The 23,563-nt window shown below is 42.7% G+C and carries 25 protein-coding genes; 5 read left to right on the forward strand and 20 right to left on the reverse strand.

Features of this window, described 5'->3' with window-relative positions; translation table 11 throughout:
• Positions 1–108: 108 nt before the first annotated feature.
• Complete coding sequence (gene cobA, locus AB4405_RS07410) at positions 109–861, forward strand: uroporphyrinogen-III C-methyltransferase (RefSeq protein WP_372060258.1); 753 nt, start codon at positions 109–111, stop codon at positions 859–861.
• Between the two features lie 65 nt (positions 862–926).
• Here the strand turns inward: cobA and AB4405_RS07415 are convergent, their stop codons facing one another.
• The 14 genes from AB4405_RS07415 to AB4405_RS07480 all read right to left on the reverse strand — a co-directional run bounded on the left by AB4405_RS07415 (position 927) and on the right by AB4405_RS07480 (position 12,634).
• A complete protein-coding gene (locus AB4405_RS07415) occupies positions 927–1,595 on the reverse strand; it encodes an OmpA family protein (RefSeq protein ID WP_372060259.1) in 669 nt (222 codons plus the stop codon).
• Between the two features lie 6 nt (positions 1,596–1,601).
• Complete coding sequence (locus tag AB4405_RS07420; RefSeq protein WP_372060680.1) at positions 1,602–3,167, reverse strand: TadE/TadG family type IV pilus assembly protein; 1,566 nt, start codon at positions 3,165–3,167, stop codon at positions 1,602–1,604.
• 85 nt (positions 3,168–3,252) lie between these two features.
• A complete protein-coding gene (gene tadF, locus AB4405_RS07425) occupies positions 3,253–3,777 on the reverse strand; it encodes a tight adherence pilus pseudopilin TadF (protein ID WP_372060260.1) in 525 nt (174 codons plus the stop codon).
• Positions 3,774–4,262 carry a TadE family protein gene (locus AB4405_RS07430; RefSeq protein WP_372060261.1) on the reverse strand — a complete coding sequence of 163 codons (489 nt, stop codon included), beginning with the start codon at positions 4,260–4,262 and terminating at the stop codon, positions 3,774–3,776. Before AB4405_RS07430 ends, tadF begins: the two co-directional genes overlap by 4 nt.
• A gap of 5 nt (positions 4,263–4,267) precedes the next feature.
• The gene (locus AB4405_RS07435; protein ID WP_372060262.1) at positions 4,268–4,981 is read right to left on the reverse strand and encodes a tetratricopeptide repeat protein; all 714 of its coding nucleotides are present in this window, start codon (positions 4,979–4,981) and stop codon (positions 4,268–4,270) included.
• A gap of 2 nt (positions 4,982–4,983) precedes the next feature.
• Positions 4,984–5,832 (reverse strand): type II secretion system F family protein, encoded by an 849-nt coding sequence (locus tag AB4405_RS07440; RefSeq protein ID WP_372060263.1) that lies wholly within the window; start codon positions 5,830–5,832, stop codon positions 4,984–4,986.
• On the reverse strand, positions 5,829–6,731 hold the full coding sequence (locus AB4405_RS07445) for a type II secretion system F family protein (RefSeq protein WP_372060681.1): 903 nt from the start codon (positions 6,729–6,731) through the stop codon (positions 5,829–5,831). The genes AB4405_RS07440 and AB4405_RS07445 overlap by 4 nt, the downstream gene beginning before the upstream one ends.
• The gene (locus AB4405_RS07450) at positions 6,731–8,008 is read right to left on the reverse strand and encodes a CpaF family protein (RefSeq protein ID WP_102467855.1); all 1,278 of its coding nucleotides are present in this window, start codon (positions 8,006–8,008) and stop codon (positions 6,731–6,733) included. Before AB4405_RS07450 ends, AB4405_RS07445 begins: the two co-directional genes overlap by 1 nt.
• Positions 8,005–9,246, reverse strand: coding sequence for a CpaE family protein (locus AB4405_RS07455; protein ID WP_372060264.1), 1,242 nt, complete (start codon positions 9,244–9,246; stop codon positions 8,005–8,007). Before AB4405_RS07455 ends, AB4405_RS07450 begins: the two co-directional genes overlap by 4 nt.
• Complete coding sequence (locus AB4405_RS07460) at positions 9,246–9,719, reverse strand: hypothetical protein (protein WP_372060265.1); 474 nt, start codon at positions 9,717–9,719, stop codon at positions 9,246–9,248. The genes AB4405_RS07455 and AB4405_RS07460 overlap by 1 nt, the downstream gene beginning before the upstream one ends.
• On the reverse strand, positions 9,716–11,074 hold the full coding sequence (locus AB4405_RS07465; RefSeq protein WP_372060266.1) for a type II and III secretion system protein family protein: 1,359 nt from the start codon (positions 11,072–11,074) through the stop codon (positions 9,716–9,718). Before AB4405_RS07465 ends, AB4405_RS07460 begins: the two co-directional genes overlap by 4 nt.
• The gene (locus tag AB4405_RS07470) at positions 11,074–11,916 is read right to left on the reverse strand and encodes an RcpC/CpaB family pilus assembly protein (protein ID WP_372060267.1); all 843 of its coding nucleotides are present in this window, start codon (positions 11,914–11,916) and stop codon (positions 11,074–11,076) included. Before AB4405_RS07470 ends, AB4405_RS07465 begins: the two co-directional genes overlap by 1 nt.
• A gap of 11 nt (positions 11,917–11,927) precedes the next feature.
• On the reverse strand, positions 11,928–12,341 hold the full coding sequence (locus AB4405_RS07475) for a prepilin peptidase (RefSeq protein ID WP_372060268.1): 414 nt from the start codon (positions 12,339–12,341) through the stop codon (positions 11,928–11,930).
• A 74-nt stretch (positions 12,342–12,415) separates the two neighbouring features.
• Entirely contained in the window at positions 12,416–12,634 is a 219-nt protein-coding gene (locus AB4405_RS07480; protein WP_372060269.1) for a Flp family type IVb pilin, read from the reverse strand.
• 329 nt (positions 12,635–12,963) lie between these two features.
• Between AB4405_RS07480 and AB4405_RS07485 the strand changes: the two genes are divergently transcribed.
• Both AB4405_RS07485 and AB4405_RS07490 read left to right on the forward strand, forming a co-directional pair.
• The gene (locus AB4405_RS07485) at positions 12,964–13,818 is read left to right on the forward strand and encodes a LysR family transcriptional regulator (RefSeq protein WP_372060270.1); all 855 of its coding nucleotides are present in this window, start codon (positions 12,964–12,966) and stop codon (positions 13,816–13,818) included.
• 276 nt (positions 13,819–14,094) lie between these two features.
• The gene (locus tag AB4405_RS07490) at positions 14,095–14,907 is read left to right on the forward strand and encodes a transglycosylase SLT domain-containing protein (protein ID WP_372060271.1); all 813 of its coding nucleotides are present in this window, start codon (positions 14,095–14,097) and stop codon (positions 14,905–14,907) included.
• On the opposite strand, the gene AB4405_RS07495 is transcribed toward AB4405_RS07490, so the two are convergent.
• The 3 genes from AB4405_RS07495 to AB4405_RS07505 all read right to left on the reverse strand — a co-directional run bounded on the left by AB4405_RS07495 (position 14,904) and on the right by AB4405_RS07505 (position 18,529).
• Positions 14,904–16,463 carry a hypothetical protein gene (locus AB4405_RS07495; RefSeq protein ID WP_372060272.1) on the reverse strand — a complete coding sequence of 520 codons (1,560 nt, stop codon included), beginning with the start codon at positions 16,461–16,463 and terminating at the stop codon, positions 14,904–14,906. The two genes, AB4405_RS07490 and AB4405_RS07495, sit on opposite strands and share 4 nt — an antisense overlap.
• Positions 16,464–16,714: 251 nt before the next feature.
• Positions 16,715–17,623, reverse strand: a complete 909-nt coding sequence (gene nagK, locus AB4405_RS07500; protein WP_372060273.1) for an N-acetylglucosamine kinase — start codon at positions 17,621–17,623, stop codon at positions 16,715–16,717.
• A 153-nt stretch (positions 17,624–17,776) separates the two neighbouring features.
• A complete protein-coding gene (locus tag AB4405_RS07505; protein ID WP_372060682.1) occupies positions 17,777–18,529 on the reverse strand; it encodes a tRNA-uridine aminocarboxypropyltransferase in 753 nt (250 codons plus the stop codon).
• 91 nt (positions 18,530–18,620) lie between these two features.
• Between AB4405_RS07505 and AB4405_RS07510 the strand changes: the two genes are divergently transcribed.
• On the forward strand, positions 18,621–19,406 hold the full coding sequence (locus tag AB4405_RS07510; RefSeq protein ID WP_372060274.1) for a sterol desaturase family protein: 786 nt from the start codon (positions 18,621–18,623) through the stop codon (positions 19,404–19,406).
• A 21-nt stretch (positions 19,407–19,427) separates the two neighbouring features.
• On the opposite strand, the gene AB4405_RS07515 is transcribed toward AB4405_RS07510, so the two are convergent.
• Complete coding sequence (locus AB4405_RS07515; RefSeq protein WP_372060275.1) at positions 19,428–21,470, reverse strand: methyl-accepting chemotaxis protein; 2,043 nt, start codon at positions 21,468–21,470, stop codon at positions 19,428–19,430.
• A 148-nt stretch (positions 21,471–21,618) separates the two neighbouring features.
• On the opposite strand from AB4405_RS07515, the gene AB4405_RS07520 reads away from it, so the two are divergent.
• Complete coding sequence (locus AB4405_RS07520; protein WP_372060276.1) at positions 21,619–22,089, forward strand: NlpC/P60 family protein; 471 nt, start codon at positions 21,619–21,621, stop codon at positions 22,087–22,089.
• A 92-nt stretch (positions 22,090–22,181) separates the two neighbouring features.
• On the opposite strand, the gene AB4405_RS07525 is transcribed toward AB4405_RS07520, so the two are convergent.
• Positions 22,182–22,526, reverse strand: coding sequence for a DUF3802 family protein (locus AB4405_RS07525; RefSeq protein WP_102467870.1), 345 nt, complete (start codon positions 22,524–22,526; stop codon positions 22,182–22,184).
• Between the two features lie 160 nt (positions 22,527–22,686).
• A complete protein-coding gene (locus AB4405_RS07530; protein WP_372060277.1) occupies positions 22,687–23,238 on the reverse strand; it encodes a DUF1439 domain-containing protein in 552 nt (183 codons plus the stop codon).
• Between the last annotated feature and the right edge of the window lie 325 nt (positions 23,239–23,563).

The following is a 23,563-nucleotide window of genomic DNA, read 5'->3' on the forward strand; positions in this document are numbered from 1 at the left end:
CACGTTAACGTGAGACCAAGCCTCGCTATTTGGCGATAAAAAGTAACCACTCCTCATTCGGTTTGAGTGTTACTTTTTATAATCAAATTTCAATGGGTATACATTGCTATGACCACTAATAATACCACCACAAACCGCGGCTTTGTTTCTCTTGTCGGCGCAGGTCCTGGCGACCCAGACTTACTTACCGTTAAAGGTTATCGCGTCATCCAGTCCGCAGATGTGGTCGTTTATGATCGTTTGGTCTCCGATGAAATTCTTGCACTCGCCAAAGTCGATGCGGAAATGATTTATGTCGGCAAAAAATTAGATTTTCACTGCGTACCTCAAGACCAAATAAACCAAATTCTCGTCAAAAAAGCGCAAGAAGGCCACAACGTTGTTCGCTTAAAAGGTGGCGACTCGTTTATCTTTGGTCGTGGCGGTGAAGAGCTAGAAACGCTGGCCGAAAACAATGTTCGATTTGAAGTTGTCCCTGGCATTACCGCCGCAGCCGGCGCTACGGCTTACGCAGGTATTCCGCTAACCCATCGAGACCATGCACAGAGCGTTCAGTTTATTACTGGGCATGTACAAAAAGATGGCAGAGAAATTAATTGGCAAGCCTTGGCACAATCCAATAACACGCTTGTTTTCTACATGGGTTTAAAGCAAAGCGCTCATATCACCACACAATTACTCGAACAAGGCCTCAACGCGGACACACCGTGCGCGATCATCGAGAATGGCACTCGCAAAGAGCAACGCGTATTTCAGGGATCACTGAACACACTGCCTGAATTAGCCAGCCAAGCAAAAAGCCCTGCACTCATTGTTGTTGGGAGCGTGACCCAATTGCATAACAAGCTAAAGTGGTTTTAATCGCCACTCTTTCGTTTGAGAATCGTTTCCACTTAAAAGCCAGCCTTGAGCGCTGGCTTTCGTCCTTATGGCGTTTTGGTCGCCGAGTCTTCTACCGGTATATAAACATCGGATCGTCGATTTTGAGATCGTCCATCTTTGGTTTTATTCGATGCGATTGGTTCAGACTCTCCAAATGACTTTAACGTGGTATTTTGTTTTTCAATACCATATTTATGAAGCTCATTTGCGGTACTTTGTGCTCGATTAAGCCCTAGAGCTTGATTATAGGCATCAGAGCCAGCCCAGTCCGTGTGCCCTTCCACGGTAACCTGATAGTTATTCTGAGCCAATTGCCTTGCTACACCAGAAAGGACATCTCTTGCTAACGGTGTTAGGTTGTATTTGTCAAAAGCAAAATGCACTCTGGCCACCAAATACCCCTTGTCTGTTGCCTCCCCAAACGACGCGATACCTAAGTTAGATATATAGGTTAGGCAATCACTCTTATCTGTAAGCAAGGATGAGCGCTTTAGTAGCTGCATTTTTAACTCGTCATCATTACTGGTTTCAGTCACTTGTAAAAAACCGTCTCGGTGGCTAGCTATGCCATTAATTTCGCCGATAGTAATTTTATGCGAATATTCATAAGCCTTGGTACCACAATACTCATTAATAAAGGTACTTGGATCTTCGGCTACAACAACAGAAGATGCGAATACGCTGGTTGCAATCAATGCATTTATTTTTGACATTCCTAATCACCCATACAGTCTCGTCACACCGGTACCACGAGATCCTTTTTGAATAAGTTCTTCAATTACTTCAATAAAGTCTTCTGTATCTGTGACGTCAATAATGTCTTCGTCAACATCAATAACACAGTCCTGAAAACCACTTTGATCAGAGGCTTGAAAATCAATACCGATCACCGCGATGTACAAACCCGGTATTTCTTCTCTGGCCTTATCACACATTCCTTCATCGACTAACGCACCAAGAATGCCATTATTTGGACTTTCTACACCATCACTAAGCACAATAACCATCTTGATTTTTTCATCATAGGTCGCCAACTCATCCACATCTTCGGTGTCTGGCTTACCTTCAGCTAGATGTTGAAAGCCCCTTAACATTCCTTGAAAGGCTGCCGTACTGCCGTTGGCGTTCATATCATCAACTTGGTCTATGTCATCTCGATTATTCGTGAGCGCAATGTTGTAAAATTGTCCCGCGTCCGAGTCACCATATCCACGATACAGTTCATTATCATCGACCCGATATTTTGTTTTCATGTCAGGGAAAGTATTCTCGAACATTTCTTCAACGGTTAAAGAAAAATCTACATAGTCGTAAACCTCAACGCGATAAGAGTCATCGTCATCATCTGAGTCAATGTCGAAAATACTGACCAGTCTCTGTGCTTGTTTTCTCTCCCAAAGTTTTTGACTGGGACAATCATCTTGGTCCTCAGCACAGTCATAAACCTCACCAGACGTGTGTTTTCGCCATTTATTCCAGCTGACTTGTTCATAGGTTCGTTCGGAATCGGATGCATCCACATCATCACGGTACCGTAATTGACTAACGGTAAACTCTCTTGCACTTAAATCAGCGGTCGCCTCTCTTGTTTCTCGTGTCCTGATGTTAAACGGTACAATCGCTATTCGGTTGTCTAACTTACTTGTAAGACCACTTTGATCATCATCGTCACACACATCATCGCCACTCACAGCATCAGTCGACACATTCGAACACAAAAGCTTGTCTGCTATCGCCTTAACCGCGACTTTTAGATCCGCTATTTTGCAACTAGAACTGCTGCACGAATCGTTACTTCCCCATTGCCAACTCATCGACCCAGAAAAATCCGACACAAATACAATATCTATATTTTTATCGCCCAATATGATGGGATATTTTTTAGCTACCCCAACCCCGTTTAAGTTTTCACTGGTATCAAACGAAGGGATAATATTGCTCGCAAACCATGAGTGATGCGTTGTCGTTGCATTAACCGAGTACTCAATATACTCATCTTGAGTATCGGTTTGTTGTTGATGAACCCAGTCAACCGTTACGTTGGAGACTTGGATGTTTCTCACATAGTCATGGATATACGCGTCAGAAATCCTTTGCTCATCAGCACCATACGAATCTCTCTTGTCTTCAATGGTTTCCGCTATGGACGCGGCTTTCGCGGCATCTCTTAACCGGTTCGTTTCTTGAATGTAACGCGTGCCCTCTACCGCCCAAAAGGTCAATCCCAATACCGGTACAAGAGTAAATGCCATCCAAACTGCCGCCATACCTCGTTGGCGCGACATTGGTGCGTATGGTCTGGTATCCAGCGTTAACGATTTTTCATTCAGGGTTAACGTCTTTTTCTTCAGTGTATTTAGGTACTTCATGTTACCTCCCCGCCACGACTGAACTTGATGTGATCGTGAAAGTAGGTGTCCCAGAGTCTCCCCAAAAATTTGCAAACCAAGAATCCTTTTGGTCACACAAACTCACTTGATACAGTGAGTAAATTGTTCCGTCTTCTACTGGAGCTAGCGCCCCTTTTTCTGAAATACCCACCGCCTGGCAACCCAAGGCTTCAAACGGGGCACTTGTAAACACATCCACTGTCGATTTGTTATGCAGTGCTTCAATCTTGATAGCAAGGTTGGTCTCATCTTTGTCGAGCATGCGATAAGCCAACTGTCGCATGTCCGTTTGATCTGAGTCACTCAGAGAAGAAACGCCACCATAAAATCGAGTGCGTTCTTTTAGTATGTTGACGAGAGCAAAGCTGGTTCTATCCAACTGCGCTCTCACCAATAATTTATGGCTGATGTCTGTCATGAATAAATAGATACCAGCAAATATGAACAACACGATCATCAGCTCAATGGCAAAAGCACCTTGTTGGGATTGTATGGAATGCTTCATAGCTGCTCCCCCCAACCTTCATGCTCAAGATTAAGCACTGTCGTTCTTGAAATAGTTTGTGGCTCGTTACCGAACAGATTTACGATCGGCGTATATTCATAAGATAGGGTCAACTCAGCAAGCGTGTACTGCCCGGTAAAACTGGGATCATCTTCCGACAACCCAGTATTATTGACGAATTCTGAATACGAATTGAAGTACTTACCCGTTAACGTGAAGTTTTCATGTGGCGTCATAAACGACCACAAATGCCCATCGTCAGTCACTAAGTCATCAATTCGACTTTTATAATTATCATGGGTGCTATCCCCTGCATAAAATTGAGTATTACGTACAGTTTCTCTCAGTGCGTATTCCACTAAGTTATTGACATAAATATGATAACTGGCTTCGAAGATCATCAGCGTCGTCAAAATCAATGCCATGGCACCAATTGAAAACTCGACTGTTGTCACCCCTTTTTGACGTAATTTATGAGCACCCATAACAACTAACCATCAATGTTGTAGAGTTGTCTCGAGATTAATGACACTTGTGTTTCTGTATAATCTCCACTTAACAACTCTCTAGCTTGTCCAAATTGGCCAAGTTTGAAAAAAGCGATTGCCAAATTCGCCTTGACCACCTCATTGCTTGGATTCTCTTTGAAAACGGGTGCCAAAAGCTCAGTCACTCTTGCATATTTGCCTTGCGCCAAATACACAACCGCTAGATTGTTTTTGACGGCTACATCATTATGTCCTTTTAATCTTGCTTGATTAAATTCCTTTTCTGCTCGTTCAAAGTTATCCAATTTACTGTAAGAAATTCCCGATAAAACATGAATTTCACTGGTTTTATTACCGAGATCAACCGAGCGTAAATAACGTTCGATCGCCTGTTTATCTTCGCCTCGTTTATCATGAATCTGCCCGCGAAGTTGATACAACTGCCAATTGCTGACTCCTTTATCTAACAAGTGGTCAGCATAAAAACGAGCGGATTCAATATCGCCTTTTCCATAATAAACTTTGGCCAGTTCTTGCGTGACTTTCAGGTCTTCAGGGCTTTGTTGTAGGTGCCCTTTATAATGCTGAATCAAACCTTCGTGGTTATCGACTCTTTCCATGCTTGCGACCATCTCCTGATCCGTCGGTGCATTACTCGACGCACAACCGAGAAGCCATGTCGTAGTCAGAATTAACAAAATCCATTTAATATTCATGATCATTTTCCTACATTGAAGTCCACCTGCATCACGCCAGGTGCAAGAATCAAAATGACGATGGGAAACATAATGAGCAAGATGAGCGGAACACTCATTTTTGCCGCTAACTTCCCAACCTTTTCCTCAACCTTTAATAACTGAATTCTCCGCATGTCTTCTGCTAAATCACTTAATATATTGGCAACCGAGGTACCGTAATGTAGGTTTTGTACAATCGTTAAAACAAAACTCTGTACCTCTGGCGCGGGTAATCTAACGTTTAAATCATTTAGCGCTTTCTCTATACCGTGAATTTTGCTTGCGTCTGACGTTTTCTTGATTTGATAACTTAAGTCTTTATCGAATGCCTTTAATTCCCCGTGCAAGTAGCTAAAAGCCGCTTCTATCGTCATACCGGTTTGTACACACACCGACATCATGTCCAACAAATAGGGCAAACTACGGGATATCTTTCTCACCATGTAACGCTTTCGCATCTCCAGTAACAGATCGGGGACCACAATAATGCTCACTAGAGCGATCATCAAAGCGACTAACTGGTTGATGACTGGCAGACCACTGAAGAAGATGAGGATCGCTACCAAGGTTGCAACGATGACCTTCGCTGGTAGATAATATTTCGCGAGATTTTTGTTGTAATACCCCGCATCCAGTAGCTTCTGTTCTAAATCTTTTCTCTGCTCCTTCGCAAACCCAATAATAATTCGATTGGTTTTAACCGGCACCAAGGGCTGGTTTTTAATCATCAACGTCGATAAACGTTTATGGCGAGCGTGTGAGCGCATCCCCTCACTCACCATGAACACAATCGCAAAAACGACAAATAATATACTCGCGATCAAAATCATAGCTTCACCGCCTTAACCAGCAACCACACGATAAATAACCCCAGTAACTCGCTACCCACTACGTAATACAAGACGTACACACCTTCAGGGTCATACAGAATAAAGTTGATATTGTCCGGGCTAACTTGATACAAAATAATGGCAAATATGAGGGGTATCGCAGCCACAACCTTGGCTGAGATACGGGCTTCTGACGTCATTGCCATTTTTTTCGTTTCCATCGTCCTCGCGTCGACCAATACTCGAATAAGTCGCGCCAGCACGCCTCTTAACTGACCACCTCGGCTAATGTTGGCTCTAAGTGTAATGGTGAAGAAAATAAACTCAGGGTATGGAAAGCGCTTAGCGGCTCGTAACAACACTTTTTCAGGGGTCTCTCCAAGTTTGAGTCGGTCGCCCATATTCTTAAATTCACGACCTATTTCATTATCAAGATTCTGACCAACAAAACTGATTGCCTGCATCAAACTTTCACCGGCCGTGATGGCGCTCATCAATATATTCAACGCATCAGGAAAACTCTGCTGAAAGAGCTTACGTCTCCGCCCGAGCAGCCATTGATAGCCAATAAACACTAATCCAATCATGACGAGAATGGAGATGACAATGGCGTTCGTTTTTAAGAACTGAAAGCCGATATACCAAGCAACAAATCCACACGCCATTAAGTAGGTAAAGACCAAAAAATTCGCTCTAGGACCCAAGCTCTGGGCCGAAAACTTAAAAGAGTCCTGCGCTCGTTTAAAGCCTTTTTTGGGTACCAATGACCCTACATTGATTGCAGAAGCAGACTCCACATCCGTTTCTGCATCCGGGAAATAATCACCAATTTTGTGCTTTTGTCCTGTCATCAGCATGAGTGCAACCACACCAAACAGCACAAGTGAGAGCCAAATCATCATAATCTCGCTCCTTGGAATGAACTCATCAGTTCATCATAAAGGCCGTAAAACTGGGCCTTTTTGACAAGTTCCGAGCGCTGCATAATGCCCTGGGTAACAAACTTACCTTTTACCGCTTCACCATATCCTGACTCTTGGTAATCAAAACGATAGAGCTCCTCCATCACTACACTGTCGCCTTCAAGCCCGACGATTTCAGAAATGTTCGTAATTTTTCGCGTACCATCCCGCAATCGACTAATCTGCACGATCATTTGAACCGCACTAACAATGGAGCGGCGAATAGCATCGAGGGGTTGGTTGAGATTTGCCATCATGATCATCGACTCAACACGACTGATGGCGTCTCTTGGTGTGTTGGCATGCAAGGTTGACATCGAGCCATCGTGGCCCGTATTCATAGCCTGGAGCATTTCAAACGCTTCGGGTCCACGGCACTCCCCTAAAATAATTCTATCGGGGCGCATCCGCAGCGCGTTAATAACCAAATCTCTTTGCGTCACAACGCCGGTATGTTCGATACTCGCGGCACGAGTTTCCAAACGTACGAGGTTAGGTTGTTGAAGGCGTAACTCGGCGGCATCTTCTATCGTGACGATTCGTTCATCTTCCGTAATGTACTGAGACAATGCGTTGAGCAAAGTGGTTTTACCTGAACCGGTACCGCCAGAGATCAGTACATTCATACGGCAACGAGAGGCAATAGATAACACCCTTGCCATATCAATCGTCATCGACCCAAAATCAACCAGGTCTTCAACGCCAATGGTCTGCTCTCTAAATTTCCTGATAGAAATAGACGTTCCGTCTAACGCGATCGGTGGAATAACAATATTGACACGACTGCCGTCTTCTAAACGTGCATCCACGGTAGGAGAAAGTTCGTCAACACGACGCCCTACTCTTGACGCAATTTGCTTCGCGATCGCCAGTACTTGCTCTTCGCTTACAAAGGATATCTCTGATCGTTGCAACTTACCGTCTCGTTCAAAAAACACGTCAGAAGGCCCGTTGATCATGATATCGGTAATACTCTGGTCTTCGACGAGAGGCTGAATGGGCCCTAGACCGAACAGTTCATCCATCATACTTTTGACCAAACCGCTCTTCATCATGGCGGTAATCGGTCGCTCGAAACTGTTTGCCAATACATCTACCGCACTGCGGATTTGGTGCTCAACCTCTTTTTCAGAGAGCGTTTGAATCGCTTCCGGATCTAATGCTTCAAAGATCTGGGAGCGAAAAGCAACATAAATTTCTTTATTAGAGCTCATCGGATACCCAACCTTTGTAGTAGTCCTTTACTTTTATTCGCCGAACGTCCGTTAACCAACCGAACCAATTGTTCAATCGATTGGTTTACGTGTCTATCGTGTTTATAGGCGCGCTTACCATCAACGTGGAGGTGCGGCAGGTTTTTGCAATAGTTGAAATCCAGATCGACACTAGAGCCTAAGTATTTTTCTAACTCATCGCGCTCAATAACAAAACTTTTATCGGGTCTGTGGTGATTCACAACGGTGATAATACGAGTACGTTTTCGAGTGGCATCTCGTATCGCGTCAAGACTCGCTATAATGGATTTGGCTTTTCTTACCGCGGCAACTGAAGGCTCAACGATAATGGCAATCACGTCATAATTTTCGACAAGCAGGTTACAATCCACTTGAAAATCAACGCTGCCAGAGAAATCTTCAACAATAAAATTGGTATTTCGAGTCAGTAAGTCGCAAAGTGTCTGATTATATGCGAGCAGGTCACTTTGAGAAGCCTCCCCTTGAAGCGACAGCAGTCTAAGGTCTCGACTAACTGGATGTAAATAATTGACTGCCCCATCAAGATCCAGCTCATGGAGCGGCACTGAAAACTCATCTAATGCTCTAGGCGTATGGTCGGTTAACCCCAATAGTACATCTATGTTGCTGTCATTGTATTGGTGGTCGACCAGGATGGTATCCACCCCATCGTCTGCCATCTTGGCACTTAATTCGGTAGCAATGTATGACGTCCCGATGCCCCCTTTACTTCCTACTACCGCGACTCGTTTCGCTCTTCGTTCTTTGCTCACGCCCGAGTATGACTTCAGATCATTATGTACGTGCATAACAAATTCAGCGAACTCGTATTTGTTAATCGGCCAGAACACATAGTAAAAACCCATGCCCTTGAGTGAACGAAGCGTCGATATTGCGTCTTCTTGGCCGATAATCACCACCCCTTTATGGGTGGGTAATGTTGCAGCGATCGCTTGAGCATCTTCGACAACACTGGATGATTCATTGAGTTCAACAATAATCAAATTACTGTCTTGCTTTGCATAAAACTGGCTGTCGACTTTATGGTTATCCACACTATTTGGTGCGTCCCACCCTTCAAATTCAAATAACTCTTCGACCAATGTTTTGCATTCTTGTGTTTGAAAAATCAATGCGCAACCCGTTGGACCAGAACTGATCGGTATCTCTTGTTTTGACGCTTCAACTTCAGGAAGTTTTTTCGTAATATCGAACATTAGATTCCCTCCACTAAACGTTCTTTATGCGCTACCTGGTGTACTCTCGCCGCTTCAGAAAAACAATTTCGACTCGCGTTATCTGATTCAATCCTTGAGGGTTCACACTTTTTCATCACCAACGTGTGAAAGGTAATGGTGAGCTTAACGTCACTCGCTAGCGTGCTGTTTTTCGTGACCGCGAACGCCTCGGCTCGATAAGGTAATAGTTTTTTATCCGCTAGCGATGCATCGAGTAATTTTTTGGCCTTCGCATTTTTGTATTCAATGGAATACGACGCGCCAGAGTCAATCTCATCAACTGAATCAAAGATTTGAGATAATTTATCGATGGCTTCTGCTTTCGTTTTTGCAGTAAATTCATAAACGTGCTGTTCTGGATAAACCAACATTTCCGCTCCCTTACCATTGTAGTAACGTTCGCTACACCCCGTAAGCAAGAGAGTGATGAGCATTCCTTGCCATAGTTTCATTGGATAAATCCCCCTTTAGATAACAGCTCAATCGTTGGATTATCTCCGCTGTTAGTTTCTTCTGGTTCCGAAATATTCAACCAACGTCGTAACGTGTTCGTCTTGTTGATATAAGGAAGTTGGATATCTCTTTTCTTCATCGGCTTCACAAGGTTCACTGTCGCAACGATAAGGAGTTCGGTTCGACGACGATCCGTTGATGACTTTCTAAATGCAGCACCCAAAACTGGAATGTCACCAATAATGGGCGTTTTCTGGATTTCTTCGAAGTCAGTACTGCTCATTAATCCACCCAATACGAAGCTATCACCATCACCAAGCTCTATCGTTGTCATCGCACGACGAGTCGCGAGCTGTGGGACTTCAATGCCGGCCGCACGAATGTAACGCTCGACCTCGCTGACTTCAGGAAACAATTGCATGCGAATTTTTTCTTCAGAAAGGACTTTGGCGGTCAAGTCCAATTTGATACCAAACTCTTTAAAGGTGATATTGACGTTATTGTTAGTCGAGACAATTACTGGGATTTCTCCACCAACGAGGAAGCTCGCGGATTCGCCTGAAATAACGGTAAGATTAGGTTCGGCTAATACTTGAGCAACATTTTCATTACCTAGCGCGGTGATAAGTGTGGTGAGATCGGCGGCTTCAAATTGCTGAAATAAGAACTGCCCAACGTTTGCACCAAGTGATGACCAATCCACGCCGACCGTTTCGGCAAAACGCTCCGTGACCTGAGCTACCGATATTTTTACGTTAACTTGTTGCACTGTCGCGACTTCCAGCTGCTCTAAGATGCCTTCCCACGTCATGTTTCGTGCAAATATCATGCTTTCTGGTTCTTCTAGCGTCACGGAATCTGATTGGAATTCGAGCTTTTGCTTTCCATCCCAACGCTCTACTTTCCCTCGACCTAATAACGTTGCGACGGTACGGTATATTTCATCACGCTGTTGCTCAGAATGAACAATGCCGCTCACGGCGACCTGATTACCTACCGACTCAATTTTGATATCGACATCTGAAAAATGTAGTTTAATTTGGCGACGAACTTGGCTGAGGTCTATGTCAGCTATGATTCGGTCTGACATAAGAAGCTTTTCTGACTCGCCGTATACCATGAGCCGCGCTTGCCCTACCGCCTTGGCAAAAACGACAATCGTAGATTCGTTAATTACATTGTAATCCACAACATCGGGATCACTAATAAAGACCTTTGTAATCCTCTCGTCCAACTCGATGTGTTTCGCGTCATTAACCGTGATGTACTGCTGTCCTGCATAGACACTTGCACTACAAGCTAACAGGAGCACAACAAATACTTGTGTCCAAGACACGCTAAAATTGTCATCCATTACAATTCGCCTCCATGTCCATTTTTATTCTTTGACCCGCGCATTTCTTCAATACCGATATAGTTATCCATCACATTGCGCACATCCGCATAAACAGGTTCTTCATATTGTCGGCTGCGATATACTTCGAGATGCATAGTTCGCTGCGCTAAGGCTAGCCTCGCAACTTCGGTCGGTGGTATCTCAATAATGATTGTTGTGAAGCCATCTTCCTTCTGTTCGGATAATGGCTTTACTTTTTGGTCATTATCTTCACCACCCATGTTCAATACTTTAATGTTTTTAAGAAACAGCGTCGCAGTTACACCTTTAAAACGAATAGGCTTTTCTGTAGCTCCGGATAAGTTAGAACTTGGAGAGCTAACGGTGAGAATGTCTATTCGAGCACCTGGTCGAATATAGTCACTGATAAGATTGCTATTACTTACTGTCAATGGATATAACGTCATCCCTTCTGTCACTAATAAGTCAATATATCCAGGGTCGTTCTCACGCGTGATATATTCGGGTAACACGAGTACGCCTGAACTGATATCACGATTAAACAATGTAGACGGACTGAAATCTAAATCGACATCTGCTCGCAACCCCTCATCAAGCGCTTCCGTGAGCAACAATTGCTCGCGCTTTAACACATTAGAAGTGATTCCATCGCCACGCTTAACAGTCGTATTTGTACGCCAAACTGTTATGTAATCTACTTTGTCGGCTATTGGTTGAGGTGTTTGTTCCTTGACAATAACTGGCATGCTAGATTTATTTTTCAATACGCTATCATAGATTCCATAGCCACCAACTAATATAGCTATGAGAGCTACGAACATAATTATTCGTGACCTCATATTCTCACCCGTTATATATAAAAATTATATATCGTTATATAAAATCCAAAGCTTATGGCAATCCCATAAGGTAAACCAAGCTCCCCACCCTGCGGAACTAGCTTTAACACTCTATATTTCATTAAATAAAATATCGCTAACACGCCGCCTACGATTGCAATATTAAACAGGGCATCATCTAGATAGTGAATCGGTATTGCTAACGAAAAAGCAATCATTAACTTAACGTCTCCACCACCTATCATTTTTAAAACGTAAGCAAGTAACATAATTAAAATGACACATATTGCACTGAGCACATGCATTGAAACATTTTGTTTACTTTCAAACGACAACAATACTGAACAACAAAAAATAACAAACCCAAGTACATTACTTATTCTACGTAATGCTACATCACTTGCACAAACTAATGCACTAGTCACGAGCATTACGTATATAAGTATTATCATTAAGCTTTCATGATTCATCTAAAATATAAGCCAATGACTTTTTTAACTTAGAATGAAACGGCTGCTGCATCAGAAATATTGTCGGTAACAGTGTCAAAAGCACTGTCTAACTCAGACAAGAAGCCATCGGTGCCTGTTAATACTGCAGCCAATAGCACAGCCATTGCAACCGCAATAAGCCCATATTCAATTGCGGTCACGCCTCGGTTATCTTCTTTTAGACCATTAAGAAACATAGTCGCTTTTACATATAATTCAGTCATCATGGTATATTCCCTCTATCAACTGTTTGCACTTAGCATTGATAACTGTAGGAGTCGGATCACTGTCTCAAAAGTGGACAATATCGGTCAAACCGATACGGTTAATAGGAATATAAACTTGCCGATTAAGCCAAACGGATTAGACACCCATAATATAACCTATAATTTCAATAAGTTACTGGGAAATAACTAATTTCACTATGCGTACAAAGAGTTCAAACCCCCACACCAAAGCGTGATGAAGATCACAAAAAACCAAACAGGGCATTCAATGTTTATTTCAAATGTTACGCTTATATAATGTGTTACTAACGAGACATAGGTGTGTATTAATGAAATTGCCGTTTGACAATTTATTATCTTTTCACGCCGTAGTTAGTTGTGGCTCATTTAGTAAAGGGGCAAGAAAACTTGGGAAGTCCCAATCTACCGTATCCGGTGCTATTAAAAGCTTAGAAAATGAATTAGATTATTTATTAATTGACAGAAGTAAAAGTACGTTAACACTCACAAATCGGGGTGAAAAAATATACCACCTATCCACTCCTATTATTTCTAAATATATTGAACTAGTTCAAATAGCTGACTCGCTTCACGACAGTGATACCAAAAAAATTCATATCGGTATTGATCCGCTAATTTTCAATGATGATGTAAAGAAAGTACTAATAGAGTTTTCAGAGGTTTTTCCGGAAACAGAGCTTACAGTATTAACCAAGCCCAGCCATATTCTAGGGCAATACGTAAAAAACCATCAGATTGATATCGCCATCGGTAACCCGTACCATAAAACAGAGTATTCATTTAATATTGATGAATTATTCATGGTAAATTGCAGCTGGGTTATCCATAAAGACGTGTCCACCGACTCCAATCTTTCGGCAATGAGGTTGCTACTTCTTGATGGTTGTGACAATTTTGTGGACCTTTCAAGTATCGCCAAGCATAACGTGTGGATCTTAGACGATACCCGCACAATTCTCGATCTTTGCTTAGCGCAAAAAGGGATCGCCTTTCTACCTCATCATCTTATCGAAAATCATTTGAAACGTTCAGAATTGATCGCGTTCTCCGATGATTTACATTTATATGGTAAGCAATTGTACGCATCCTTATTTTGGCCTTTACACTGTGACTACACAAAACAACACCAATGGATACATGATCAATTGCGAAAAGTTAGATAACTCCGTAACTACGCAGATAAAACCTAAGCCTTTTCTGTCCATACATGTCAAAAATGAGACACGTTACTCTGCAAATCTCAGACTACTATTCAGATATTATATTGTGAAACATTACCTACCTTATCTCTATATACATAATCACCTAAACGTTAGGAAACTCATTTGGCTTCAGAGAAAAGTAACCGCTACATGATAACATCCTCACCTCTGCTTTGGTGCCTAATCTTAAGCGGATATTGTGCCGAGGGAGCCAGTAAAGCAAACAATCATCACCAAATGAAACCAGTCGTTAACATTGAAGATTTATCCACCAAACAACTCACGATAAAATCCACTCTAAAGACTAATGGTACAACGCTTAAATCACCGTCTTCTATTAAACACACCGACGTATATCGCATTACCCGCAAAGTACAAGAACTACGAGGCGGAGCTCTAACTCAAGGCTCGAAAGTGAGGCACAAGATAAATCGCCTTAATCATATTAACACTATCGGTAGCCCCAATAACACCGGCTATCTCTACGACATAAATACCGTCAACGCCCTTCCGCTAACCACTAAAGCCCGCGAGTTTCTACCTTTGGTGCGAAAAGCCTCTCATGCATGGGGAGTAGATGTCAGCTTGATACTTGCCATTATTCATGTAGAAAGTTACTTTGAACCGAAAGCATTATCACACGCCCCAGCCTACGGCTTAATGCAAGTGATGAAGTCGGGGGCGGTGGCTGAAATTATCGAACGTTATTATCCTCAGTCTCAATTTACTACTGAACAACTCTATACCCCAAGTGTCAATATCGATATCGGTACCGCATACCTCAATGTCCTTCAAGTACATTATCTACAAGATATACGTTCACCTATTTCCAGACAATGGCTCGCTATTGCTGCTTATAATTGCGGACCAGCTAATCTCCAAAAATACTTTAAACGAAATAATTATGTAGAGAGCTTTTCCCACACCGTTAATCAAATGAGTGATGATGCCATTATCCATTACCTCACTACCGAATTTCCCATTGATGAAACTAGAACGTACGTCACTAAGGTGTTAAAACATCAGCAAGGGTATCATAATGTTCATTAATCGCTGCGTAATTCTCTAACGTACAGTTCGTATGTCGATTCTTCTATTGAAGCCTTATCAACTTTTCTATATGTGCTGAGTGCAGTAACGAATGGCGGGTACTCCATCAATGCATTTAATAGATCACTCTCGCCATAGCGTGTCGCGGTTCTCTCCCTAAGGTGCACTACGATTAACGATGGTTTGTTATCGTTAATATCGTCTGTAATCGTCTTTTGTACAAATCGCATGGTGTCTTTATGGCTATCATTCTCTCGATACTTAATGGTAAGCGGTAGCAACCAGAAGTTAGGTTGTTTTGTTAACCAAGGTAAGCCTGAATGAATAGGAATAGTATGATGCGGTGACATGCCAGTAGAAGCAACAAACGTAATGTTTTGGCCTCGAACGCTATACTGATCAATTTTTTTAGAGAGATTTAGAACCTCTTCATCTACAAACATTGATTGAGTGATATTTTGTTTATCCGACAATAGACGGTGCAAAGCTAAGCCATAATCTAACTGGTAGCTTCTCTTTAAATCTTGATATTTAAACACACATACCGGTACAAGCGCTATCATCACGAATATTATATTAATAATACGAATGTTATGAACAAGCTTGTTTGATAGCAAGATTATTGCCATGTAAACCAAAGAAAATGAAAACGTAAATGCTGGAATAAGGTGATATCCAAATGCACTTCGCCCCATAATATATGCACTTAAACAGGAAACAAAAAATAACAACAATAAAAATACCACTCGTTTATCAAAATATACTTTTTTTAATAGCAAATAAGGGAAGAACATAACTATAAAAATAACCGACGCTGTCTTAACTACATCTCTCATACTTTTGAAATACACGCCATAATACTCCCTTGCCAAAGGAATGATATGCTCTATATATTCAGTCTGAAACTGGTATACAAAAACAATATAACTAAAACCAAGCAGTCCAACAGTAACGTACTCTTTCCATCTACATGCAGTGCTCTTCGTGACAAGTAGATATGCCTCTACAACTATAAAGACAATAAAGTACTGTGGCTTTAGACATATTGACATTGATAGCATAAACATTGAAATCACGCTTAATGCGCCACCTCCTTTCCCCAACTGTGCTCTTACGATGTGGCTGAAGTAAACCACCAAGCCTGCAGCAATCAAATGTTCTCTTTGAGCAAATGCTGATTGCGAAATAGTAAACAGACCTAAACTTAACGAAAATATTAATAGTAGCCTCTGATTTATTTCAAACATTAACAAATTAGCCCAACTTAAGTAAATCGCGAAAAGCAGATAGCTTACTACAGCTATTCTCAAAGAGGATATATCACTAACATACCCCAGATAATAAGGAACCATGAATAATTTATAGATGTATATAATTAAAGGTGGGTTTACTTCATAATAATCTAAATAAAAGTGACTCCACTCGGTATGCTTCGCCATATTGAGTAAAAATGCCACATCACCGTTTAAGGGCATCTGAGCTTGCAACAACAGCGTATGAAAAGCCAACATAAGTAAAAGCAGCAGTAATAGCGCCCTTTTTGATGTATTTGACATTGCCACTTCTCCATGTGCGCTGATTTTTCTACTGCATTAACACTTAGCAGGGTCTGCGCTAAGTTCAACAACAATAAACCTGAAAAGTAGGGCTGTCTTTAAAACGCTACAAATACTAACCTATCCGTTATATTCCCCCTTTCCCTCTACACTCCAATTTTAAAACATACTCTAAGCCAATTACCAGCCATCAAAAAAGCCAATAGTTAACTATTGGCTTTCATTCTTTACTCTACAATAGTTAAGTTTAACTAAGTAATATTCAAGAACGCCGCACCACGCACACCACCAGAGTCGCCGTGCTTCGCCTTAACGATTTTCGGGCACTTCGCCACAGACATTAGATACTTAGGCACACGTTTAGGCATTTCTTCGTAGATAAGTTCATAGTTTGAAAGGCCACCACCAAGCGTCACGACATGTGGATCGTTGGCTGTGAAGATGTTCGCAAAACAAATGGCTAGCAGTTCCATGAACATATCAACAAACTCGGTTGCAGACGGGTCGCCCGCTTCTCGCGCCTTGATAATATCGATCGCTTTCTTCTGCTCACCGTAGTAGTTCGCATAGAGAAGCTCAAAACCTCGACCAGATAGGTAGTTATCCAAGCAGCCTTTTTTACCACAGCCACAATCAAGCAACGGCGCTTTTTCGCCTAGGTGGAACCAAGCATCGATAGGCAAACGCATATGACCTAATTCACCAGCGACGTTGTTACGGCCTGAAAAGACTTTACCTTCATAGATAAGCCCGCCACCGAATCCTGTGCCCAAAATCAGCCCCATCACGGATGGTGCATCTTTTAGTTCATCATCCCATGCTTCAGAAAGTGCAAAACAATTCGCATCATTCTCGAGCTTCACTTCTCTACCGATTAACGCTTCTAGATCGCGGCGTAGTGGTTGTCCTTTCGCACAAGCGATGTTCACCGTTAGTACCGTTTCATCATCCGCATCTTCCATTCCTGGAAGCCCAAGTCCAACTTTTCCTTCTACCCCGAGTTCACGGTCATATTTCGCGACTAAACCAGCTAATGTATCAAGTAGTACCTGGTAATTATCACTTGGTGTAGGGACACGTTCAGTAGCGACTCGTTCTAATTTCTCGTTGAATGCACCAAACTCAATTTTTGTGCCGCCGACATCAAAGCCGTAATACATAGAAAACTCTCCTTGCTAACCCAAAATACGGGTAAAAATAAGATCACTTTAGACATTATCCATATCCCTACCCCCTCAAACCGTGACTCAACCCAAAGTTATCCCCTTGGTCGAGCTACTTGGTCAACAAGTCAGCACAATATCGAGTGTACTTTAGAGCGACGTCTCGTTTCTGATGAGTGCGATGTATTTATGCAAGTCCGGTCTTGTATGGTCAACCGAATATCGGGTTTTGCTCATCATGTAGCTCTCTCTAAAAGCCGCAAACCAATGGTCTAACACTCGAGCCATATTCGTCTCACCAAATTGCTCAAACACCAAACTCGCCACTTCTGCCGTCGCTAAATGCTCTTCAATGTCTGATTTTCTCATTACGTAGTTGGACATCACTTCGGGCTTGATTGAGCAAACGGGAAATCTATCAAGGTATGGTGATTTTCGAAAAATACGTCTTGCCTCTCGCCAGCTTCCATCTAAAAAAATGAACAACGGCTTCTTGACGGTCATCGCGACGTTGTCTTTATTATCAGTGCTCAATAGCCTTGATTTATCATCCACATAATCTTCCGGAAACACGACAATCGGCTGATAGGACTCATCGTTTAACAACGCGAGTAGACGCGGATCAGGTTCTGTGCGGCGCCAAGCGAAAGCGTAACCCTCTTTCACCGCATCCAGAATCAACCGTCCAGTATTACTAGGCTTTAAAATTTCGTTATCCGAAACCAGCAGTAACACGGCGACATCCGACTCTACGTCGGGCTGATGTTCGCAGATACAGTATTGCTGCGCGATTTGACATTGTGGGCAACGTTTAACCTTAGCTCCGCGAGCGTTGAAAGGCTTAGTGGCGATCGCGAGTCGCTCGTTGTACATTCGGTGGAAGGCGTGAAGTCTCATTTTTATGGTAATCTTAGGGCAGATGGCGGGATTCTAACCTCGCACTCTATATTTAAACAGCGGAAACCGTCATTTAAGTAAAGGAAATAGCAAATTGATGGAAAATAGCGACGCTTATCGACTGATCATCTTCGTCACTGTGCTGGTTGTTTGTGCCGTCTGGGAATATCGAGCCCCAAGAAAAGCGCGAACTCGAACTCGACAACTGCGTTGGAGTAATAATCTGGGATTGGTTGGTCTTAACTCGGTTCTACTCGCGGCTGTTATGCCAGTACTCGCGATCGACGCTGCTTATATAGCCCAGCAACACCAAATCGGTCTATTTAATCAATTCCAACTCTCAGCATGGCTTTTGGTGCCACTCGGGGTTGTGCTTCTCGATGCGGTTATCTATTTCCAGCACTTACTATTTCACCGCATACCGCTACTATGGCGCTTGCATCGTATGCACCATTCTGACAGAGACATAGACGTCACAACGGGTGCAAGGTTTCATCCCATTGAGATCCTATTGTCGATGTTGATAAAAATCGCAGTAATCACCGCTCTTGGCTTGCCTCCTCTCACTGTATTGCTATTTGAAATCATATTGAATGCCAGTGCCATGTTTAACCACAGCAATGGATTTCTGCCCCTGTCACTCGATAAGAAACTTCGACGAATTATCGTGACACCTGACTTTCATCGTGTTCATCACTCTATCTTAGTGGAAGAAACCCATTCAAATTTTGGTTTTTTTCTATCCGTATGGGATATCCGCTTTGGTACCTATCGCGAACAGCCAGCACAAGGTCATGATGACGTTGAAATCGGCATTCCCCAATTTAGTAACCCAAGCGAACAAAGACTGGATAAGATGCTCACCCAGCCTTTTCGAGAATAAACATTGGCCAAGGAAGGATGATCAGTGACGCTGTACCAATTCATATTTGTGTAGCATAGCTTGTTGGTGACCGGCAATATCAGCAACTTGCTCGGCACTTTCTACCATCGACTCTAATTGTAAGTTCGCGTTTTCAGCCTGCTCGCTGACATGCGAAATGGAACGCCCAACCTCGGCCGTCGCACGTTCTTGTTCCTCCGTCGCAACCGATACTTGTTCTACACGCTGGCGAATTAAGGCAACCGCACCTTCTATGTCTTCGAAAGAGGTTTTTACACGTTCGCTCGATACTAGCGCTTGATTCATTTCGTCACGAGACTCCACGACAGATTGGCGAGATTCTTGAGCGGCCTCTTCGAGCTCTGACATCATTTGTCGAATATTCGTCGTTTGGCTCGATGTGTCACTGGCAAGTTTTCTAACTTCGTCTGCTACCACCGCAAAACCACGCCCCATTTCACCCGCTCTCGCGGCCTCAATGGCTGCATTTAGAGCCAAAAGGTTCGTGTTGTCGGCAATACCACTGATCAAATCCACCATTTTTTGAATCTGTTTCACTTTGTCGTCAAGCTCATTCATAGATTCGGCATTACTGCTGAGCGTCGTCTCCAAAGAAAGCAAACGTTCTCGATTAGATTCCACCGCTTCTAGGCCGATAGTGGCAAAGTTTTCAGCTTGCTGTGAATCAGTAAATGACGCGTTAGTCACCGACGATATTTCATTAATGGACGCTTCTAGTTGCGTCACTGTGGTCACCATACTTTCCAACGAGGTATTTTGCTCTCGCATGCTGTTGCGAGTTTCTTCGGCCGCGCCATGACTGATTTCCGCGGTTTGATACAGGGTTTCACAGTTTCTTGTCACCATTTCAATCGAATCATGGGTTGAGTTGATTACCAGGTTTAACTTATGAGCAATATCCTGCATCTCTGTCGGTCCAGTTAGCGAGACATTACTCGTCAAATCATGCTGTGTCAGTGTCTTTAATTGGCTCGTGATATTTTTAAGCGAACGATTCACCCAGCGACGCAGCATAAAGAAGAGTAAAACGATCGCTGCAATCAAAATCGCCGTTGCCACAAATAAACTGTAAATATTGAATTGAATCGTATCGGTCACTACCGCTTTACTGCTATCAATCAACGTTGATGCGGTTGTCGAGATATCCGTTAATAGGTTTGTCGTCTCGTCGGCAAGCACCGTCGCTCGCGATAGCTGCTCTTGTTGCTCTTCCACCAACTCTAAACGTTCCAAGATTTGACGCAGCACGCCATCAGACTTAAATCCTTCTTGAACCATACTAAATGGCGCCGTTAAGCTTGCGAACTCTTTGACGTCGGGTTGCCATTGAGAAAAATCATCAAAGGCCAAGTCGATACCCGCAATACGATTACGCATTTCACGATATTCATTTTTCGCTTTTTGTAGCTCGTCTTGCATCATCAATACAAGAAAAGTGCTTTCCATCGAACTCGCACTGGCAATAAATCGGCTGGCGGCATCTGATGCCATCGGGTTGTCCTGAGCGAGAATCAAGCTGATACGGTTCATTTCTGGGCCAATAGAGCTAAGGCCATATCTAAAACCCACTACGTCTTTATCTATTTGGCTTTTCATAAATAGAATCTGTGACTGTAGCGCTAATATCGACTGGGTAAGGGATTGCAGTTCAATTATTTTTTCACTTAATTGCTCACGTTGTTCAATAGTGACCGCATTATCTAACGTACCTGCAATATCAAAAAGGCTTCTGACTCTTCTGTCACTCTGCTGGGCTAAAACATTGATCCGTTGCTGTGTAATGTCGAGCTCATCCGTTGCCGTTAATTGCGTACCATAAGTCAGCAATTTAACTTGTTCCAATACGTCTTGTGTGAGCGATGCATTGTTCATTGATAGCGGCAATGCTTTATCTGACAAATTGTCGAACTGCTGCTTAACTTGAGTGAGTCCGTTCGCACTGAGTAGGCTTAATCCAACAAAAAAGGAGGCGATGAGAGTAAAGATGACACTGAGTGAACGTATAAGTGAGGTCGAGCCTTTCCTAGCTTTCGAGGGAGTCATGCAAAATCCGTTACATTAGGTCACACAAACAGTGCCTTCCCATCACCGATGAGTATTAGACAACTATTTGAATTGGTATAGAATTAATAGGAATACTAGTTATTCTCAATGACAGATTTATTACACTTTTATTGAATGAAGATGACAAATGAAAATTCATAAGCTATTGATATGTTGCAGTATAGTTGCCGCTTTATCGGCGTGTTCATCTTCTCCTGAACGCCCAACGCATACGCAACAGTCTTACAACTCCCCTAATAATGCCCCCTTTTTAGCCGAATATAAAAAGTGGCAAGGTGTGCCTTATCGATTAGGAGGGACCAACTATAGTGGCGTGGATTGTTCTGCGTTCGTACAAGCGGTCTATAAAGATGCGTACTCAGTAAGCCTACCTCGTACCACCGCCCAGCAAATCAATATCGGCAGTAAAGTCGGTTACAACGATGCGAAAAGCGGTGATTTGGTCTTTTTTAAGACCGGTTACAAAACGCGCCATGTCGGTATTTATTTAGGTGGGAATACGTTCATGCATGCATCAACGTCGAAGGGCGTCATCATGTCGCGATTGGATAACCCATATTGGGCCTCCACATTTTGGCATTTCCGCTCAGTCAACTAGCTTTTTATGAACCTATAAGCCAAACGTACTCATGAACTCGTTAAACTAAAAAAGAGGCCAAATAGCCTCTTTTTTTATGTCATTTTTCACCGCTAATCGTACTTTGCAACCGCCGTGTCAAACAGGTTTTTCACCAGCGCGATGTATTCTTCAAGAAAGAACACTTGTTCGTTAGTGGCATTTTTATTCCATACACCCGCTAAGACTTCTTCAAGGTCTTGGATGACCAAGTCGACTTCTTTCAACAACTTAAATCGTACACTTGAATGAAGCTCGGGGTTTTGTTCAAACAAAACAATAATATTGGATGCCACCATATCCGTTGCTACGTCTTCAATGGTTTCAGATCCAGTGTCCCCGACTTGCGAGGTAAACACGTCCAAATTCATAGCAAGGTGTTCTATCAATGCTTGATAGCCGTCTGTCTCTACAACCACGACTGATCTCCTAGACACTACTTAAAGGTTAGTATTAAACATATCAAAGAAGATTAATCTATGTAAGCATTTGATTTAGAAAACGAGTGTATTCTTTTCTAGCTTTGCTTTAACTCACATCTACCCTGCTATTCCTGCCTTGAAAACATCCGTCTCAAAATCAGTTAAACAGCTCTATGACCAGTTTGTTGTCTTTTATCACTAAACTTGGCTCAGCCGACTTCAACAAGGCTTGCTTTACCTGAGAGGCATCAAGCTTATAAACAGGATGCTGCGAAAGCGCATAGCCGATCATAGAAACAGCAGGATTAATGAGAGCCTTCATTTCAGGCGTCAGCAATTGGCTTTTCTCGTCGAAGCGCTCCAGGCGCAGTGCTTTCAGATAGACCTCCCCGGTGTCGGGTTGATACTCAGGAACGGCACTAAATTCAATATCAAGATCTAATCCCACGCTTTTCGAGTTGAGCATCTGCACTTTCGCATTGGTATTTGCAAACACGGAAATCCGCTCAGCATCGGCTCGACCTATCTTAACGTCCAGATCTTCGATGGAGACCTGTGCGTACATCACATTTTCAATCCCTACCGATTGCTCGTACTGTACAGAATCTTGTAAATAGTTGGTCATGTCTTGTTCCGTGATGCTGTAACTTGCGCAGCCTGAAAGCATCACTGTACCGATTGTCATAGCAAGTTTTTTTATCGCTTCCATTTTTATGTACTCCAACTTATCTCGATCAGTTTCTGCTTAGCGTAGTAATCACTATATGTTATTCAGTAGGCCAGTGCATGTCCGTTTTTGATACACCCCAATTCTCACTGCTTCCTTAGATATCAATCAATGAGAACTCGCATCAATTCCATAATTCCTCCCCCCTATAAGAATGTCCTCAATGGCTTTTAAAGTGTCGCGTTGTTTTACCCTAAATCTTCTTTTGTGACTTATCTCTCATGTCTGTTAATTGTCTAATAAATCTGTATAATTCGCCGCGTAATAATATGTACTTTCATTTCCGTTGATTTGCTGTCTCACAATA

Source organism: Vibrio sp. 10N.261.51.F12, assembly GCF_041471725.1.
In the GTDB taxonomy this organism is placed as follows: Bacteria; Pseudomonadota; Gammaproteobacteria; order Enterobacterales; family Vibrionaceae; genus Vibrio.